The organism is Herbaspirillum hiltneri N3 (assembly GCF_001267925.1).
Classification (GTDB): Bacteria; Pseudomonadota; Gammaproteobacteria; order Burkholderiales; family Burkholderiaceae_D; genus Herbaspirillum; species Herbaspirillum hiltneri.
This window is the reverse complement of the sequence record NZ_CP011409.1, coordinates 1,310,641-1,328,390: the sequence shown is the minus strand read 5'-3', so window position 1 is coordinate 1,328,390 and position 17,750 is coordinate 1,310,641. Positions and strand designations below refer to the sequence as shown.

The following is a 17,750-nucleotide window of genomic DNA, read 5'->3' as shown; positions in this document are numbered from 1 at the left end:
AAAATAGGCCATGAAAGCGGCAAAGCATCAAATACTGTAATAAATACTGTAAATAAGCACAGTGAAATCACAGTAAAATAGCGCCGAACCCTCTATTTTACGCTTTCTCGACATAGAAACCCTCTGCATGCCAGCACCGAAGAAGAAAGCTTCTGCCGACAGCACCAAAACAGCGGCCACTGCGGCCAAGGCCGCCAGGAGCGCCCCGCCGCTGAGCAACGCCCAGAAAGCGCTGAACAAGCTGGCCAAGCTGGGCCTGCGCAGCGACATGGACCTGGCGCTGCACCTGCCGCTGCGCTACGAGGACGAAACCCAGGTCATGAGCATCCATGACGCCAGCCTGCGCGGCACGCAAGTCGTGCAGGTCGAAGGCGTGGTCACCAAGAACGACGTCCAGTTCCGTCCGCGCCGCCAGCTGGTCGTGACGATCGCCGACGACAGCGGCCCGCTGGTAATGCGCTTCCTTAATTTCTACGGCAGCCAGGCCACGCAACTTGCCGAAGGCGTGCGCGTCCGTGTGCGCGGCGAACTGCGCCACGGGTTCTTCGGCGCCGAGATGGTCCATCCGGCATATAAAGTCGTGCTGGAAGGCGCCCCCTTGCCGACCGCGCTGACGCCGGTCTATCCGGCCGGCGAAGGCTTGTCCCAAGCCTACCTGCGCAAGGCCATCAGCGGTGCGCTGTCGCGCATCGACTGGCGCGACACGCTGCCGCCGGCGATGCTGGCCGAACTCAAGCTGGATGGTTTCGAAACCTCGGTGCGCCAGCTGCACAATCCACCCGTCGACGTCGATGAATACGCGCTGGAGGAGCGCTCGCATCCGGCCTGGATCCGCATGAAGTTCGATGAACTGCTGGCGCAGCAGCTGTCGCTCAAGCGCGCCCAGGCTGCGCGCCGTTCCCGCAACGCCAGCGCGTTGCCGACCATCGGCAAGATCTCCAAGGCCTTCATCAAGCAGTTGCCGTTCAAGCTGACCGGCGCCCAGCAACGCGTGCTGGAAGAAATTCGCCATGACCTGCAGGAGTCTTTCCCGATGCAGCGGCTGCTGCAGGGCGACGTCGGCAGCGGCAAGACCGTGGTCGCCGCCCTCGCGGCTGCGCAAGCCATCGACAGCGGCTTCCAGGCGGTGCTGATGGCGCCGACCGAAATCCTGGCCGACCAGCACTTCCGCAAGATCGCGGCCTGGATGGAGCCGCTCGGCGTCAAGGTCGCCTGGCTCACGGGCAGCCTGAAGAAGAAAGAGAAAGCCGCCGCCAATGTCCTCATCGAATCCGGCGAAGCGCGCCTGGTGATCGGCACGCATGCGCTGATCCAGGACAACGTGCAGTTCCAGAAACTCGGCCTGGTGATCGTCGACGAGCAGCATCGCTTCGGCGTCGGCCAGCGGCTGGCGTTGCGCAACAAGGCAAGGGACGGAGATGCGGATATCAACGCCGCGCCGCAAACCGTGCCGCATCAGCTGATGATGTCGGCCACGCCGATTCCGCGCACGCTGGCGATGACCTACTACGCCGATCTGGAAGTCTCGGTGATCGACGAGCTGCCGCCCGGCCGCACGCCCATCGTCACGCGCACCATCGACCAGAACCGCCGCGACGAAGTGATCGCGCGTGTACACGCAGCGGCGCAGGAAGGCCGCCAGGTGTACTGGGTCTGCCCGCTGATCGAGGAATCCGAAGCCTTGCAGCTGCAGACCGCCACCGACACCTATTCCATGCTGGCCGAGGCGCTGCCCGATCTCCGCATCGGACTGGTTCACGGCCGCCTCAGGCAAGCCGAGAAACAAGACGTGATGGACGCCTTCAGTCGCGGTGAAATCCACGTCCTGGTCGCCACCACCGTGATCGAAGTCGGCGTCGACGTCCCCAACGCGTCGCTGATGGTGATTGAACACGCCGAGCGTTTCGGCCTGTCGCAGCTGCATCAATTGCGCGGTCGCGTCGGTCGCGGCGCCGCCGCCAGCGCCTGCATCCTGCTGTACCAGAGCCCGCTGGGCGGCACCGCCAAGCAGCGCCTGATGACCATGCGCGAAACCGCCGACGGTTTTGAAATCGCCCGCCGCGACCTCGAAATCCGCGGCCCCGGCGAATTCCTCGGCGCGCGCCAGTCGGGCGAAGCGCTGCTGCGTTTCGCCGATCTCGGCACCGACCAGTGGCTGGTGGAGAAGGCGCGCAACCTGGCGCAGACGCTGCTGCAAAATGACGACGCCATCGTCGATGCGCATTTACAGCGATGGCTGGGCGGCAAGGAAGATTTCCTCAAAGTCTGACGATACGGGGCCGATTTCTGCGGCCGGCGTCGTCCGTGCACTGTCCGTGCATTTACAAGCCGGCCGACTTCAACGACATTAGCGTTTTTCGAACGGAGACTTCATGGATCAGGTCCTGCCCGCCGTCGCCCCCGGCTCTGCCCCCTCATACAACAGCAACGATAACAGCAGCAACGACAATGACGCCCTGCACTCGCCGGTCAGCATCCTGTCCGGCCGCCTGCGCATCGCCCTGGGGGTGGTGCAAGGCGTACTGCTGTACGCGCTGTATTCGAACTGGACGGCCAAGACCGGGCTGGCGACCCAGCCGCTGCTGTTCGCACCGGCGCTGATGCTGGCGGCGTTCCTGCCGGTCGTGGCGGTGTCCGGCATCGGCCATCTGTCGCGACGCAACCTGCGGATCTGGCTGGCCGCGCTGGCCGTGATCCTGTCCGGCCTGGGCGCCTATGACGCCTGGCGCTCCGACCTGTCGTCATTGCTCCCGCAGTCGGCATCGGCCGGCAAAATCAGCGGCGACATGGACGGCAGCCCGGACATCCTGCCTTCCGCCACGCTGTTCGTGCTGGCCGTGGTCGGCCTGTTCATCGCGCAAGCCATGATGCTGGCCGGCGACGCCGATGGCAGGCGCATCGCGACCTATCGCAGCTATTTCGAAATGGCGTGGAAGCTGCTGGTGCAACTGCTGTTCGCAGCCCTGTTCACCGGCTTGTTCTGGCTCGTGCTGGAAACCGGCAACGCGCTGTTCTCGCTGATCAAGCTCGACTTCCTCGGCAAGCTGCTCGACAAGAGCTGGTTCAACATTCCCGTCACCACGCTGGCGTTCTCCTCGGCATTGCACCTGAGCGACGTGCGGCCGCAAATCGTCGCAGGAATCCGCAAGCTGCTGCTGACCTTGCTGTCGTGGCTGCTGCCGATGGCGACCATCGTGATCGGCGCTTTTTTGCTGAGCATACTGGCTACCGGCCTGGAGCCGCTGTGGCAGACGCGGCGCGCCAGCCACGTACTGCTCGGCGCCACCGCGCTGCTGGTGGTGCTGATCAATACCGTTTATCAGGACGGCAATCACCTGACGCCGCGCACGCATCGCTTCTTCACTGCCTGCTTGCGCATCGCCTGCCTGCTGCCGGCGCCGCTGGTCTTGCTGGCGGTGTATTCGCTGGGATTGCGCGTGGCCGAATACGGCTGGACCGTGAGCCGCGTGGCTGCGGCAACGTGTGCGCTGGTGGCGGCGATGTATGCGGCCGGCTATGCGCTGGCGGCGCTGCGCCTGCACGACAGGCTGCAACGCATCTCGTCCACCAACGTGCTGGCGAGTTTCGCCATCCTGATCGTATTCCTTGCGCTACTGTCGCCGCTGGCCGATCCGGCGCGCATTGCCGTGGCCGATCAATTGCATCGCCTGGCCACGGGCAAGACTCTACCGGCGCGTTTCGATTTCCATTTCCTGCGCTTCAACGGCGCACGTTTCGGCGTGCAGGAACTAAAGCAGCTGAGCGAACAGAAGAATCCCGCCTATCCCGTCCTGGCAGGGGAAAAGGCGCGACTGGCGCTGGCCGCCCAGGACCGCTGGAACCGCGAGGAACTGGATGAAATCGCACCCGATGCGGCGAAGAATATTCGCGTGCATCCGGCCGGCAAGACATTGCCGAAAGGATTCCTCGCGCAGGATTGGCGCAACGACAAGCAACGATGGAGCTTGCCCTCCTGCATGACGCGCGGCGATCGCCAATGCGACGCCTATCTGGTCAAACCCGCAGCGGATGCGGAAGAGCAGGTGCTGGTCTTCGACGGCAACAGCATGCCGGCCTTGTTCGCTGCGGGGCCTGCCGACCCTGCCAGCCCTGCCGGAGAGTGGCGGCTTTTGGGCAAGCTGATGGTGACGCCTTCCTGCATCGAAGAACTGAAGCAGGCGGCAGGACGCGGCGCCCTGGACTGGAAGCTGCCGCTGCAGCGCGACATCGACATCAACGGCGTGCGCCTGCGCATGCAGGCGGAGCAGACGGTGACGAAGTGCGCGCCGGACGAACTCAGGAAGTAGAACGCATCGCATGCCTGTCGATGAATTGCGCGCTCGTCGTCAGGGGAAGCTTTTCATGTACGCCAGCAAGTTGTTCAGGTCTTGCTCGTTGCTGATGCCCCAGAAGCGCATTTTGGTCCCCGGCACCACATCGCCCGGGGATTTCAGGAAGGCGCGCAGCTTGTCCTCGGTCCAGACGATGCGCGAATTCTGCATCGCCGCCGAGTAGCGGTAGTCCCTGGTCGCTGCCGCGGGACGGCCGACGATGCCGTTGAGCTGCGGGCCGAAGCCGGCGCGCGCCGACGGCCCGATCTGATGGCAACTGGCGCATTTGGCGAACGCCGCCTTGCCGGCGACGGCGTCGCCGGCAGAATGGGCGAGGGCCTGGCCGGGCCAGGTCAGGCCCGGCCAGAGCCCGGTCGCCAGCAATGCCAGCGCGGCCGCTTTACCTGTCTTCTTACCCCGTTTCATCCCTGCAAATCCTGTGATCGCCCCTGTCATTGGCGGCAACTTTATCACGCGGCGCCCACCCTGCATGCGGCTCGCAAATGAGCTATAGTCTGCGGATACCAGCTCGCAGAAATCGTATGACACTCACCGAACTCAAATACATCGTCGCCGTCGCCCGGCAAAAGCATTTCGGCCATGCCGCCGAAGCCTGTTTCGTGGCGCAGCCGACCTTGTCGGTCGCCATCAAGAAACTGGAAGATGAACTGGGCGTCGTCATCTTCGAGCGCGGCGGCACCGAAGTGTCCGTCACGCCGCTCGGTGCGCAGATCGTCGCCCAGGCCGAACGCGTTCTGGAGCAGACCGCCGCCATCAAGGAAATCGCCAGCCAGAACAAAGACCCGCTGTCCGGTCCGCTGCGCCTGGGCATCATCTACACCATCGGCCCTTACCTGCTGCCGTCTCTGGTCAAGACCATGATCGAGACCGTGCCGCAAATGCCGCTGATCCTGCAAGAGAATTTCACCACGCGCCTGATCGAGCTGCTGCGCCAGGGTGAGCTGGACGCCGCCATCATGGCGCTGCCGTTCCCCGAGCACGGCCTGATCGTGCAGCCGCTGTACGACGAGGAATTCGTCATCGCGCTGCCCAAGCAGCACAAGTGGGCCGAGCGCAAGGAAATCACCGCCCAGGACCTCAAGACCGAAACCATGCTACTGCTGGGCAACGGCCATTGTTTCCGCGACCAGGTGCTGGAAGTCTGCCCGGAAATGTCGCGCTTCTCGACCGCCGGCGACGGCATCGCGCGCACCTTCGAAGGCTCGTCGCTGGAAACCATCCGCCACATGGTGGCGTCCGGCATCGGCATCACCGTGCTGCCGCGCGCCTCGGTGACCGACATGCATGCCAAGGACGGCACCGTGCGCTATGTCCCGTTCACCAAACCGGTGCCGTCGCGCCGCGTGGTGATCGCCTGGCGCAAGAGCTTCACGCGCCATGCCGCCATCGATGCCGTGCGCAAGGCGGTGATGTCATGCGACCTGCCCGGCGTCGACATGCTGCATGAAGCCGAACTGACCGAAGGTTGACGTTCGCGGCGTCGGCCGGTTGGGCAACCGGCGGCGCTTTTTCCGGCAACTGCCCACGCCATCAACCACCGCAGGAGAATCCGTTTGAGCCAGTCGCCCTTCGCACTGTATGTCGACGCGCAATTCATCAGTCCTTACGCCATGTCGGCCTTCGTTGCGCTGACCGAAAAGCAGCTCGCCTTCACGCTGCATACCGTAGACCTGACGCTGCAGCACAACCATCTGCCTCAATACGCGCAATGCTCGCAGACGCGCCGCGTCCCGACGCTGGGCGACGGCGAGTTCCACCTGTCGGAATCGTCGGCGATTGCCGAGTATCTGGATGAACGCTTCCCGGCGCCGGGTTACACCGCCCTGTACCCCGCTGTCCTTCAGCAAAAAGCCAAGGCGCGTGAAATCCAGGCCTGGCTGCGCAGCGACCTGATGCCGATTCGCCAGGAACGGCCGACCGAGGTGGTGTTCTTCGGCGAAAAGCGCGCACCGCTGTCGACGGCCGGCCAGTTCGCCGCCAACAAGCTGATCGCCGCCGCCGACATCTGGCTGAGCGAAGGCGCCGACCACCTGTTCGGCACCTGGAGCATCGCCGACCTCGATCTTGCCGTCATGCTCAACCGCCTCGCACTGCACGGCGACGCCCTGCCCGCCAAACTGGCCGACTACGCCGCGCGCCAATGGCAGCGACCGTCGACACAGCAATGGCTGGCCTTGCAGCAGGCCGCCGCCGGGCGTGGCTGAACCCCGATCAGCCGCCGACTTCCCTCAACGACCTCACAGGAAACCTCATGACCACCGCGCGCTTTGCGACACTCCGCCGTACCGTATTGACGACCGTCGCCATGGCGTTGCTGCAGGCTGCGCCGGCCTTCGCCGATACCGTCTCGCTGCGGCTGATCAATGAATATCCGGCCACGTCGGTCACCGCCAGCGCCGACCTGCAATTCGCCGCCGCGGTGAACAAGCTGTCAGGTGGCGACATTGCCGTAGCGACCTTGCAGGAAACCGCCAATCCCTACAAGGGCAAGGACCAGGTCAATGCCGTGCGCGAGGGCAAGGCCGAGATCGGCACGCTGTTCGCCGGCATCCTGGGCGGCGCCGATTCATTCTTCCTGCTGTCTTCGCTGCCGTTCGTGGTCGACGACTTCGAGCAGGCCCAAAGCCTGTTCACCTGTACCCGTCCCGAGCTTGAACGCCATCTGGCGGCGCTCAACATGCGCCTGCTGTACGCCACGCCGTGGCCGCCATCCGGCATCTGGTCGGCCCGGCCGGTGGCCGAAGTCGCCGACGTCAAGGCGCTCAGCATCCGCACCTATGACGACAACAGCCGCGGCGTCTTCCAGCGGGTCGGCGCGCAAAGCGTCAACCTGCCGTTCTCGGCCGTCGGCGCCAGGCTGACCTCGGGTGAACTCAACGCCGTGCTGTCGTCGGGCGATGGCGGCGCCGGCAATCGCCTGTGGGATTACTTGCCCAACTTCACCGCGATCAGCTACGCCATCCCGCTGAGCTACACCGTCATCAACAACGACGCCTGGAACAAGCTGACGCCGGCGCAGCAAAGCACGCTGACGCAAGCTGCACAGCAGACCAATAGCGCCAACTGGGCCACAGTCAAAAGTCGCATCCAGGACAACTACGCGCGCATGACCGAACACGGCATGCGCCTGAACCTGCAACCGGCAGCCCCGCTCCGCACGGCGTTGCGCCAGGCCGGCCAGGAACAGGCCGACAGCTGGTGGCAGCAAGATAAAAATAATGAAATCCGTGCGCGCTGCGTGCCGCCGGTGCAGGCAAAATAAGCGTCAGGCCCGTACTCACCGAACACATTGAGGAGACATCCATGCCCACCAAGGAAACCCTGGAAAAATTCATCGCCCGCGTGGAAGCCAACGCGCACATTGAAGCGGTGGAAGAGTTTTATACCGAGGATTCGACCATGCAGGAAAACACCGAACCGCCGCGCTTCGGCCGCGACGCTCACATCGCCAATGAACGCAAGGTCATGGCGCGCGTGAAGTCGCTGAAATCGAAATGCGTGCGCCCGGTGTTCGTCGAGGGCGACAAGGTGGTGGTACGCTGGATTTTCCGTTTTGAATGGCTGGACGGCACCGTCACGAATATGGAAGAGCTGGCATACCAGCGCTGGGAAGGCGAACGCATCGCCGAAGAAACATTCTTCTACGACCCGGCGCAACGCCTGCCGCGCGTAGAAGAAAAATACTGACCAAAAACCTGCTCACGATCTGTAGCGAGAGGCCATCAGCCGGTGCCGGGCAGCGCGGAGCTCAGTTGTGTAATCCTTGGAATGTACTTGAGTACATGAGGATTTCGAGCACTGACCGGTGCCGGATCATGGCCTCGCAGTAAGATCGCGGGCAGGTTTCAAAACAAGTCGATTTCGCCGCCAACGGGCTTCTTGGCCAGCTTGCCGGCGTAATCGCGTTCCTTCATTTCCGTTGCGGCGTCGGTCGACTTCAGCTTCTTGACCAGCACCTTGCCCGAACGCGGGAAGTAATGCACCTTGCGCGGCCAGATGTCGTTGAGGTCCTCCGCCACCACGCGGATGCCTTCGGTGCGCAGGTAATTGCGGACGAAAGCGGCGTTGCGCTCACCCACATTGATGGCGTTGAAGCCGCGCAGCACAGCGCCGCCGCCGAATACCTTCGACTCCAGATTCTCGCGCTTGGCGCCGGACTTCAGGATCTCATTGATGAGGATTTCCATGGCGTAGGTGCCATAGCGCGCCGACGACGAAACCGGACTGTCGTCGCCGCCGCCATCGGGCAGCATGAAATGGTTCATCCCGCCGATGCCGCTGACACGGTCGCGGATGCACGCCGAGACACACGACCCCAGTACGGTGACGATCATCATGTCGTGATGCGTGTGGTAATACTCGCCGGGAAGAATTTTTGCCGTATCGCAATTGAAAGTGCGGTCGTGATACACGTGGGAGGCAAACTGTTCGATATTTTGGCTCATCGTTTTTTCCGTTTCTGGCGTGGGGGGCCGAGCATACCGACCGTGATCTCGTGATCACTTTTTTTCCGATATGTTGAAACGATTTTAGACAAGCCCCACACACCGCGATATAAGGGAATACCCTATGGGTCTGTGGAAACATCGTGGCTCGCAGCTGCTGGATTCTTTGCGCAGCAAGGCTTTGCGGCGCATGTCGAAGCATATTTTCCAGGAAGCAAGACGACAGTATAAGTACGCTGTGTTGACGGCACCGCAATGATTTCCGCAAGCGGACGCCGATCCTCGCCGGTTCAGCCGATGACGCCGCGCCAGAATTGCCGGTCCGCTTCGTATTCCTGCCGCAGCCAGTCGGAGAAGGCAGCAATCTTGCCGCCGGCGTCCCCTTCCAGCGGATAGACCAGCCAATAGGCCTGCGTGAGCGGCAGGCTTAGCGCCACAGGCGCCACCAGACGTCCTTGCTGCAGCTCGCGCACCACCAGCGACGAACGCGCCAGCGCCACGCCTTGCCCGGCCAGCGCGGCGTCGACGGCGGCGCTTTCCTGATTGAAGATAATCCCGGGACGTTCGTCCAGCGAGAGTCCGTGCGCGGCAAACCAGTCGCGCCAGGATTGCCGGTCGTGGCTATGCAGCAGCGGCGCGGTGCTCAGCGCAACGATGCTGTCGACATCCAGCGCCGGCGCACACACCGGCAACAGGAACTCGTCGCCCAGCCGCGTGCACGACAAACCCGGCCAGGATCCGTCGCCGTACCTGATCGCCAGATCGATGTTTTCTCGCAGGAAATTGACCTGGCGCTCGCTTTGCTCGACGTGCAGATCAAGGTCCGTATGGCGCACGGAGAATCCACCCAGACGCGGCGCGAGCCATTTGGCATTGAAATTGGGAGAGGTCGAAATTGTCAGGCGCTCGCGCTGCGGTCGCTCCCGCAATTGGCGGGTGCCGCTTTCAATGCGGTCAAACGCGTCGCCGACGACGACCAGGTAGCGCTGCCCCGCTACGGTCAGCCGCAACTGATTGGACAACCTCTCGAACAGCACCGCACCGAGTTCCTCCTCCAGCGCCTTGACCTGATGACTGACCGCGCCTTGGGTCACGTGCAGCTCCTGCGCCGCCAGCGTGAAACTCTGGTGCCGGGCGGCTGCTTCGAAAGCGCGCAAGGCGTTGAGCGACGGAAGTGTTCGAGCGGTCATGGACGGTTGAAAGCAGGATTGAAAGCAGGTTGAGAAATACTGGGGCCAGCCTGAAAAAAGATGCTTTGCCGCGCAGGCCGGCAGGAATTTATTATAGACCTCATCCCCGGCAACTCTGCCCAACCTCCATAAGGATGCTCCATGAATCTCGACCAACGCCTGACTGAATTGTCCATCGTGCTGCCCGCTTCCGCCGCACCCGGCGCACAATATGCGCCCGGCGTCGTGCATCAGGGCCTGGCCTGGATCGCCGGCCAGTTGCCGCGCGACGGCGACCGCGTGCTGGTGTCCGGCAAGCTGGGCCGCGAAGTCTCGATCGACGACGCGAAAATGGGTGCGCGCGCCGCACTGATCCGCGCGCTGGCCGCCTTGCGCGACACCGTTGGCGACCTGCAGCGCATCGACAAGATCCTGCGCCTGAACGTCTACGTCAACAGCACAGAGGACTTCAGCCAGCAAAGCGCGGTGGCCGACGGCGCTTCGGCGCTGATCTATGAATTGTTCGGACCGGAACAGGGACGCCACGCGCGCACCAGCGTCGGCGTCGCCCAGCTGCCGCGCAATGCGGCGGTCGAACTCGATATCGTGGTGGCGCTGGAGATCTGAAATCTGCAATAAAAAGCCGGCTCTGCAGCCGGCTTTTTTACAACCCGATGATCAGGCGATGGCAATGCTTAGTCGATGCGTTGCGTAGTCTGCGGATCGAACCAGTGCAACAGATTGGCATCGACACCGGCCGTGACCTGCTGCCCCATCGACACATCGGTGCCGGCCGTGCAGCGGATCACCATGGACTGGCCGCCGCAGCGCGTGTGCACCAGCAATTCGGCGCCCAGCGCCTCCACCAGCTCAACTTCCATGTTCAGGCCGGGACGTCCCAGTTGCAAATGTTCCGGACGAATGCCGAGAATGCGCCCGCCTCCGCCGACACGGGCCGGTGTAGACAGGTCGAAGACAGCGCCGTCGTCGAAGGTGAAACGGGCGCCGTCATCGCTGAGCTTGCCGTTGAGCAGGTTCATCGGCGGCGAACCGATGAAGCTGGCGACGAAGGTGGTGGCCGGCTTGCCGTAGACTTCCGCAGGCGTACCGATCTGTTCGGCGCGTCCCTTGTTCATCACGATCATGCGCTGGCCCAGCGTCATGGCTTCGACCTGGTCATGCGTCACATACAGGCTGGTGGTGCGCAGCGAGGCGTGCAGCTTCTGGATTTCCAGACGCATCTGCACGCGCAGCTTGGCGTCGAGGTTCGACAGCGGTTCGTCGAACAGGAACACCGCCGGCTTGCGCACGATCGCGCGACCCATCGCCACACGCTGGCGCTGGCCGCCGGACAATTGACGCGGCGTACGGTCCAGCAGCGCGCCCAGTTCCAGGATCTCTGCCGCACGCTGCACTCGGGTGTCGATCTCGGCCTTCGGCAGGCCCTGGATCTTGAGACCGTAGGCCATGTTTTCGTACACGCTCATGTGCGGATACAGCGCGTAGTTCTGGAACACCATCGCGATGTCGCGCTCTTTCGGCTCCAGGTTGTTGACCACGCGGTCGCCGATCATGATGTCGCCGGAGCTGATTTCTTCCAGCCCCGCGACCATGCGCAGCAGCGTCGACTTGCCGCAGCCGGATGGACCGACCATGACAATGAACTCGCCGTCGGCGATGTCGATGTCGATGCCGTGGATGACGTCGACTGCTTTCGGCGCTTTGCCGTAGGTCTTCTTGACTTGCTTGAGATGAATTTTTGCCATGTTATTTCTCGGAATCGACCAGACCTTTAACAAACCATTTTTGCATGACCACGACCACCAGTCCCGGCGGCAACATCGCCAGGATCATCGTTGCCATCACCATATTCCATTCCACCGCCGAGTCGCCGCCCGAAATCAGCGTCTTGATGCCGATGCCGATCGGGTACATGGTTTGCTCGGTGGCGATCATCAGCGGCCACAAATACTGATTCCAGCCGTAGATGAACATGATCACGAACAGCGCAATCACGTTGGTGCGCGACAGCGGCCACAGCACATCCTTGAGGAAGCGCAACGGCCCGGCACCGTCGATGCGCGCCGCCTCAGCAAGCTCGTCGGGCACCGTCAGGAAGAATTGCCGGAACAGGAAAGTCGCCGTGGCTGACGCAATCAGCGGCACCGTCAGGCCGGCATAGGTGTTGAGCATGCCGAAGTCGGACACCACCTGATAGGTCGGCGTGATGCGCACTTCCACCGGCAACATCAGCGTGACGAAGATCATCCAGAAGAACAGATTGCGTCCACGGAACCGGAAGTACACCATCGCGAACGCCGACAGCATGGAGATCGAGATCTTGCCGATGGCGATCACCAGCGCCGTCACCAGGCTGATCCACAGCATGCGCGACACCGGCGGCGACGAGACGTTGCCGGAAGCGCCCTGGGTCAGGACGGTCGTATAGTTGGCGACCATCTCCGTTCCGGGCATCAGCGACAGCGGCGACATGGCCGATTGCTCGGCCGTCTGGGTGCTGGCGATGAAGGCGACGTACAACGGGAAGATCACGATGAGCGCGCCGATGATCAGCACCAGATGGCTCACTGCATCGAGAATGGGGCGACGTTCAATCATGCCGGCGCTCCCTTCTGCATCAATGAAGATTTGTGCGGGTTAAGCATATTGCACCTTCTTTTCCACATACTTGAATTGCACCACGGTCAGCAGGATCACGATCACCATCAGCACCACCGACTGCGCCGCGGCGCTGCCGAGATCGCCGCCCTTGAAGCCGTCGCTGAAGACCTTGTAGACCAGGATCTCGGTGTCCTTGCCGGGACCGCCGTGGGTGGTCGCCTCCACGATCGCAAACGTGTCGAAGAACGCGTACACGATATTGACCACCATCAGGAAGAAGGTCGTCGGCGAGATCATCGGGAAGATAATGGTGAAGAAGCGCTTGACCGGACCGGCGCCGTCGATGGCGGCGGCTTCGACCAGCGATTTCGGAATCGATTGCAGTCCGGCCAGGAAGAACAGGAAGTTGTAGCTGATCTGTTTCCAGATCGCAGCAATGACAATCAGGGTCATGGCCTGGTTGCCGTTGACCATGTAGTTCCAGTTGATGCCCAGCCAGGCCAGCACGTGCGAGAGCAGACCCAGCGAAGGACTCAGCAGGAACATCCACAGCACGCCGACCACCACCGGCGACACGGCGTATGGCCAGATCAGGAAGGTCTTGTAGATCGCCGCGCCCTTGACGACGCGATCGGCGAATACCGCCAGGATCAGCGAGAGCACCATGCCGCCGACCGCCACCAGCACCGAGAAGATGGCGGTGGTGCCGAACGCCGCCAGATAACTCGGGTCGCCGAACAAGGCCGCGAAGTTGTCGAACCAGACGAATTCCGAATAGCCGCCGAAGGCGTCCTGCAGCAGTACCGACTGATACAGGGCCTGCACGGCGGGCCAGAAGAAAAACAATATCGTGATCAGGATCTGCGGCGCAACCAGCGCATACGGCAGCCATGATGAAGTGAAGCGAGCGCGTTTTTCCACGATAGCTTATGTCCCTAAAAGCGGTGTTTGAAGAGGATGTCTGATAACGATTACATCCCGCACCGGTGAGTTTCCCGAGCAGCTGAAAAATACATCGCCCCGGCGAACCGGGGCTGAGTGTCTTACGAAGGTCTTTCCTGAAACCGCAGCGCAGCGATTTTTCATCGCTACGCTGCGTTCAGCAGACTTCTTATTTGTTCGCTTTTTCGAATCGGGCCAGCAGTTCGTCGCCACGCTTGACGGCGCTGTCGAGCGCTTCTTTCGGCGCCTTCTTGCCGGTCCAGACGTTTTCCAGCTCTTCGTCGATCACGGTGCGGATCTGTGCGTAGTTGCCCAGGCGGATGCCGCGCGACTTGTCGGTGGTCTTGACGATCATCTGCTTGACGGCGACGTCGGTGCCTGGATTGCGCTCGTAGAAACCGGACTTCTGGGTGATTTCGTAAGCAGCCTTGGTCACTGGCAGGTAGCCGGTTTCCTGGTGCCACTTGGCTTGCACTTCAGGCTTCGACAGATAGGTGAAGAACTTCGCCACGCCCTTGTATTCGTCAGCCTTCTTGCCGCCCATGACCCACAGCGAAGCGCCGCCGATCACGGTGTTTTGCGGCGCGCCCGGCACGTCGCTGTAGTACGGCAACGGTGCTACGCCGAACTTGAACTTGGCGTTCTTGCGGATATCGGCGTACGCGGACGACGAACCGGTGATGATGGCGCACTCGCCTGCATTGAACTTGGCATTGGCTTCATCCTTGCGGCCGGCGTAGATGAAGTAGCCTTGCTTGGCCCAGTTGGACATGTTTTCGATATGGCGCACTTGCAGCGGGCCATTGATCTTCAGACGCGCATCGAGACCGCCGAAGCCGTTGCTCTTGGATGCGGTCTCGGTGTTGTGCCAGGCCGAGAAGGATTCCAGGTGCACCCACGATTGCCATGTGGTGGTGTAAGGACAGGTGATGCCGCTGGCCTTCATCTTGGCAGCCATGCCGACGAATTCCTGCCAGGTTGCAGGCGGCTTGTTCGGATCCAGGCCGGCCTTGGCGAACAGGTCCTTGTTATAGAACATGATCGTGGTCGAGCTGTTGAACGGGAAGGACATCATGCCCTTTGCCGTCGAGTAGTAGCCGGAGACGGCCGGCACGTAAGCGTTCTGGTCGAACTTTTCACCGGCTTGCTGCATCACTTCATAAACCGGCTTGATGGCGCCCTTGGAGTACACCATGGTGGCAGTGCCGACTTCAAAAATCTGCAAAATGTTGGGCGCGTTGCCTGCACGGTAAGCGGCAATCGCAGCAGCCATCGATTCGTCGTAAGTACCTTTGTAGACCGGGGTCACTTTGTAATCGGACTGGCTCTTGTTGAATTCGTCAGCCATGGCGTTGACGCGTTCGCCCAGGGCGCCGGTCATGGAATGCCACCAGGCGATGTCGGTGACCGCGAAGGCGGAACTTGTCATTGTCGCCAGCAAAGCCGCTGCGGCAAAGGTTTTCACAGGGTATTTCATTAGGCAAATCCTCCCAAAAAGGTGACCGATGTTATCAAGTCATTGTGACTGTCTCGTTACACCGGTCGTACATTAGCGTCTAATGCCCGCCACGGCAAATAATTTCGCTTTTTTGAGCAAAAATTCACGAGGCATGTTACATCCGTTCACGGAGACCCAAAACGCGTGAAAAAAATTTCCGTGAAAAACCGGTCGAATTCCCCGGAAATCTGCCGTTTCATACCCCGCAGCGACTTTCCTGAGCGCACCTTTATAATGGCGCTTTCTTTTTTGTCCGCCTGAGATGAATCGCCTGAACCTCTATTTCCGACTTGTGCGCCTGCACAAACCGATCGGCATCCTGCTGTTGCTATGGCCGACGCTGATGGCGCTGTGGTTTGCCGCCGGCGGACGGCCGGACTGGCATATCGTGTTGATCTTCACGCTGGGGACGGTGCTGATGCGGTCGGCCGGCTGCGCGATCAACGACTACGCCGACCGCGATTTCGACAAGCACGTCAAGCGTACCGTCGACCGTCCGCTGACGGCGGGCAAGATTCACGGCTGGGAAGCGCTGATGGTGGCGGGGGTGTTGGCGCTGGCATCCTTCCTGCTGATCCTGCCGCTCAACACGCTGACCAAACAGATGTCGGTGCCGGCGCTGATCGTTGCGGCCAGCTACCCTTACTTCAAGCGCTTCTTCGCGATTCCGCAAGCTTATCTGGGCATCGCCTTCGGCTTCGGCATCCCGATGGGCTTTGCTGCGGTACAGGGCCAGGTGCCGGCGGCGGCGTGGCTGATGCTGCTGGGGAACGTGTTCTGGTCGGTGGCCTACGACACCGCCTACGCCATGGTCGATCGCGACGACGACATCAAACTCGGCATGAAGACCTCGGCGATTACCTTCGGCCGTTTCGACGTGCTGGCGATCATGCTGTGCTACGTGGCGGCGCTGGGGATTTTCTGGGCGGTGGGCTGGCACTTCGGCCTGCGCATCTGGTTCACGCTGGGCATGCTGGCCGCGGCGGGCTGCGCGGTGTATCACTACACCCTGATCCGCACCCGCGACCGCACCGGTTGCTTTGCCGCCTTCGTTCACAACAACTGGCTGGGCGCGATGATGTTTGCGGGCGTCGCCGTGGATTACGCGCTGCGCTAGGGCCTGCTCCCCGAGAACAGGCCGCAGTCCTTTAGCTGCGCGGCTTCGGCAGCAGCGGCACCGGGTTGAGCGGCTTGCCGTTGCTGCGGATTTCGAAATACAGCTTGACCGTGCGGCTGTCCGTATCGCCCATCTCGGCGATCTGCTGGCCGCGGTTCACGCTCTGCCCTTCCTTCACCATGATCGACTTGTTGTGCGCATAGACCGATAACAGCGTGCGGCTATGCTTGACGATGATCATGTTGCCGTAGCCGCGGATGCCGCGCCCGGCGTAAGTCACCTTGCCGGATTCGGCTGCCCACACTGGCTGGCCCGGCGTGCCGGCGATGTCGATACCCTTCAGGTTGCGGTCGGTGGTGGCGGTGAGCTTTCCTTGTGCAGGCCACATCCAGTCGAGGCGTTCGGCTTCGGCCGCGGACGCCGCCGGCGTTGCCGATTCAGGCGCTTTCCTTGACTCAGCCTTTGATTCGCGCGCTGCAGTGGTAGCAGCAGCCGGCTTTGCACGCGAGACAGGCGCGGCCGCCACGGTCGCCGGCGGTTTCAGCCGCAAGACATCTCCGGGGTAGATTTCGTTCGCGTCGGAGAGCTTGTTCCACGCAGCGATGTCGTGATGATCCTTCCCGACCGTGCGAGAAATGCTCATCAGCGTGTCGCCTTTCCTCACCGTATAGGAGTCGCCCTGATACGGCGTGCTGGCGCACGCAGCCAGGGCAACGACGACGACAATCGAAATATAACGAAGCACTTTCAAACTAATCCTTGCCAAACTCCTCCCCCAATTCTTTTCCTCTTGCGGCGGCCGCCTTGACCGCCGTCACGATGCGTTCAGCGACACCATCGCCTTCCATTGACGTCAGGGCGGCATAAGTGGTTCCGCCCTTCGATGTCACGCGTTCGCGCAACAGCGACAGCGGTTCCGGCGAACGAATCGCCAGTTCGACCGCACCGGCGAAGGTCGCCTTGGCCAGTTCGACGCCTTGTTCGGCGCTCAACCCCAGCTCGACGGCCGCCTTCTGCATGGCTTCCATGAAATAGAACACGTAGGCCGGGCCGCTGCCCGACACCGCCGTCACCGGATCGATCAGGTCTTCGCTGTCCAGCCACACCGTGGTGCCGACGGCGCGCAGGATGGCATCGGCGGCAGCGCGCTGCTCGGCGCTCACGCCGTCCAGCGCCACCACGCCGGAAATTCCCTTGCCAATCAGCGCCGGTGTATTCGGCATCGAACGCACGATGGCCGGATGGTTACCGAGCCAGCGCGACAAGTCGGCGCCGCGGATGCCGGCGGCGATCGACAGCACCAGCTGCGTGCCGATGAACGGCTTGAGGCTGTCGGCCACCTGGCGCATCTGCTGCGGCTTGACCGCCAGCACGATGACGTCGAGCTTGGCGAACATGTCATCGACCTGCAACGCAGTGGTGACGCCGAAACGCTGATTGAGTTTTTCCAGCGACTCGGGGTTGAGGTCAACCACGTGAATGTTGTTGCCATCGGTGAGCTTTCCCGCCAGGCCGCCGATCAGTGCCGCGGCCATATTGCCGCCGCCGATGAAACCTATCTTCAACATATGTTTTCTTCCTGTAGAGGACTGCAGATAAAGCAAA

17 protein-coding genes are annotated in these 17,750 nt (G+C 62.0%); 8 read left to right on the top strand and 9 right to left on the bottom strand.

All coding sequences use genetic code 11. The annotated features are described in order from the left end of the window. The first annotated feature begins 127 nt into the window (after positions 1-127). Both recG and F506_RS05950 read left to right on the top strand, forming a co-directional pair. On the top strand, positions 128-2,269 hold the full coding sequence (gene recG / locus F506_RS05955; RefSeq protein ID WP_053195777.1) for an ATP-dependent DNA helicase RecG: 2,142 nt from the start codon (positions 128-130) through the stop codon (positions 2,267-2,269). Between the two features lie 103 nt (positions 2,270-2,372). Further along, positions 2,373-4,307, top strand: a complete 1,935-nt coding sequence (locus F506_RS05950) for a DUF4153 domain-containing protein (protein WP_083457636.1) — start codon at positions 2,373-2,375, stop codon at positions 4,305-4,307. A 39-nt stretch (positions 4,308-4,346) separates the two neighbouring features. On the opposite strand, the gene F506_RS05945 is transcribed toward F506_RS05950, so the two are convergent. Then, positions 4,347-4,757, bottom strand: coding sequence for a c-type cytochrome (locus F506_RS05945; protein WP_083457634.1), 411 nt, complete (start codon positions 4,755-4,757; stop codon positions 4,347-4,349). A gap of 116 nt (positions 4,758-4,873) precedes the next feature. Here F506_RS05945 and F506_RS05940 point away from each other — a divergent pair, with 116 nt between their 5' ends. From F506_RS05940 to F506_RS05925, 4 genes are all read left to right on the top strand, one after another. Next, positions 4,874-5,821 (top strand): LysR substrate-binding domain-containing protein, encoded by a 948-nt coding sequence (locus tag F506_RS05940; RefSeq protein WP_053195776.1) that lies wholly within the window; start codon positions 4,874-4,876, stop codon positions 5,819-5,821. A gap of 84 nt (positions 5,822-5,905) precedes the next feature. Further along, positions 5,906-6,556 (top strand): glutathione transferase, encoded by a 651-nt coding sequence (gene yfcF, locus F506_RS05935; protein WP_053195775.1) that lies wholly within the window; start codon positions 5,906-5,908, stop codon positions 6,554-6,556. Between the two features lie 47 nt (positions 6,557-6,603). Then, the gene (gene dctP, locus F506_RS05930; RefSeq protein WP_053195774.1) at positions 6,604-7,614 is read left to right on the top strand and encodes a TRAP transporter substrate-binding protein DctP; all 1,011 of its coding nucleotides are present in this window, start codon (positions 6,604-6,606) and stop codon (positions 7,612-7,614) included. 41 nt (positions 7,615-7,655) lie between these two features. Beyond that, the gene (locus F506_RS05925) at positions 7,656-8,039 is read left to right on the top strand and encodes a nuclear transport factor 2 family protein (RefSeq protein ID WP_053195773.1); all 384 of its coding nucleotides are present in this window, start codon (positions 7,656-7,658) and stop codon (positions 8,037-8,039) included. Positions 8,040-8,197: 158 nt separating this feature from the next. On the opposite strand, the gene cheD is transcribed toward F506_RS05925, so the two are convergent. Beyond that, on the bottom strand, positions 8,198-8,797 hold the full coding sequence (gene cheD, locus F506_RS05920) for a chemoreceptor glutamine deamidase CheD (RefSeq protein WP_053195772.1): 600 nt from the start codon (positions 8,795-8,797) through the stop codon (positions 8,198-8,200). Between the two features lie 290 nt (positions 8,798-9,087). Then, positions 9,088-9,987, bottom strand: a complete 900-nt coding sequence (gene gcvA, locus F506_RS05915; RefSeq protein WP_053195771.1) for a transcriptional regulator GcvA — start codon at positions 9,985-9,987, stop codon at positions 9,088-9,090. Between the two features lie 141 nt (positions 9,988-10,128). Between gcvA and F506_RS05910 the strand changes: the two genes are divergently transcribed. After that, complete coding sequence (locus tag F506_RS05910) at positions 10,129-10,593, top strand: RidA family protein (protein WP_053195770.1); 465 nt, start codon at positions 10,129-10,131, stop codon at positions 10,591-10,593. Between the two features lie 68 nt (positions 10,594-10,661). Here the strand turns inward: F506_RS05910 and F506_RS05905 are convergent, their stop codons facing one another. From F506_RS05905 to ugpB, 4 genes are all read right to left on the bottom strand, one after another. Further along, entirely contained in the window at positions 10,662-11,732 is a 1,071-nt protein-coding gene (locus F506_RS05905) for a sn-glycerol-3-phosphate import ATP-binding protein UgpC (RefSeq protein WP_053195769.1), read from the bottom strand. 1 nt (position 11,733) lies between these two features. Further along, positions 11,734-12,585 carry a sn-glycerol-3-phosphate ABC transporter permease UgpE gene (gene ugpE / locus F506_RS05900; RefSeq protein WP_053195768.1) on the bottom strand — a complete coding sequence of 284 codons (852 nt, stop codon included), beginning with the start codon at positions 12,583-12,585 and terminating at the stop codon, positions 11,734-11,736. Between the two features lie 39 nt (positions 12,586-12,624). Beyond that, entirely contained in the window at positions 12,625-13,509 is an 885-nt protein-coding gene (ugpA, locus tag F506_RS05895) for a sn-glycerol-3-phosphate ABC transporter permease UgpA (protein WP_053195767.1), read from the bottom strand. A 190-nt stretch (positions 13,510-13,699) separates the two neighbouring features. After that, the gene (ugpB, locus tag F506_RS05890; RefSeq protein ID WP_053195766.1) at positions 13,700-15,007 is read right to left on the bottom strand and encodes a sn-glycerol-3-phosphate ABC transporter substrate-binding protein UgpB; all 1,308 of its coding nucleotides are present in this window, start codon (positions 15,005-15,007) and stop codon (positions 13,700-13,702) included. A gap of 283 nt (positions 15,008-15,290) precedes the next feature. Between ugpB and ubiA the strand changes: the two genes are divergently transcribed. Continuing rightward, complete coding sequence (gene ubiA / locus F506_RS05885; protein ID WP_053195765.1) at positions 15,291-16,145, top strand: 4-hydroxybenzoate octaprenyltransferase; 855 nt, start codon at positions 15,291-15,293, stop codon at positions 16,143-16,145. Between the two features lie 31 nt (positions 16,146-16,176). Here ubiA and F506_RS05880 read toward each other — a convergent pair whose 3' ends face one another. Beyond that, a complete protein-coding gene (locus F506_RS05880; protein ID WP_327063297.1) occupies positions 16,177-16,890 on the bottom strand; it encodes a peptidoglycan DD-metalloendopeptidase family protein in 714 nt (237 codons plus the stop codon). Positions 16,891-16,897: 7 nt separating this feature from the next. Continuing rightward, complete coding sequence (gene proC, locus F506_RS05875; RefSeq protein ID WP_053195763.1) at positions 16,898-17,713, bottom strand: pyrroline-5-carboxylate reductase; 816 nt, start codon at positions 17,711-17,713, stop codon at positions 16,898-16,900. Between the last annotated feature and the right edge of the window lie 37 nt (positions 17,714-17,750).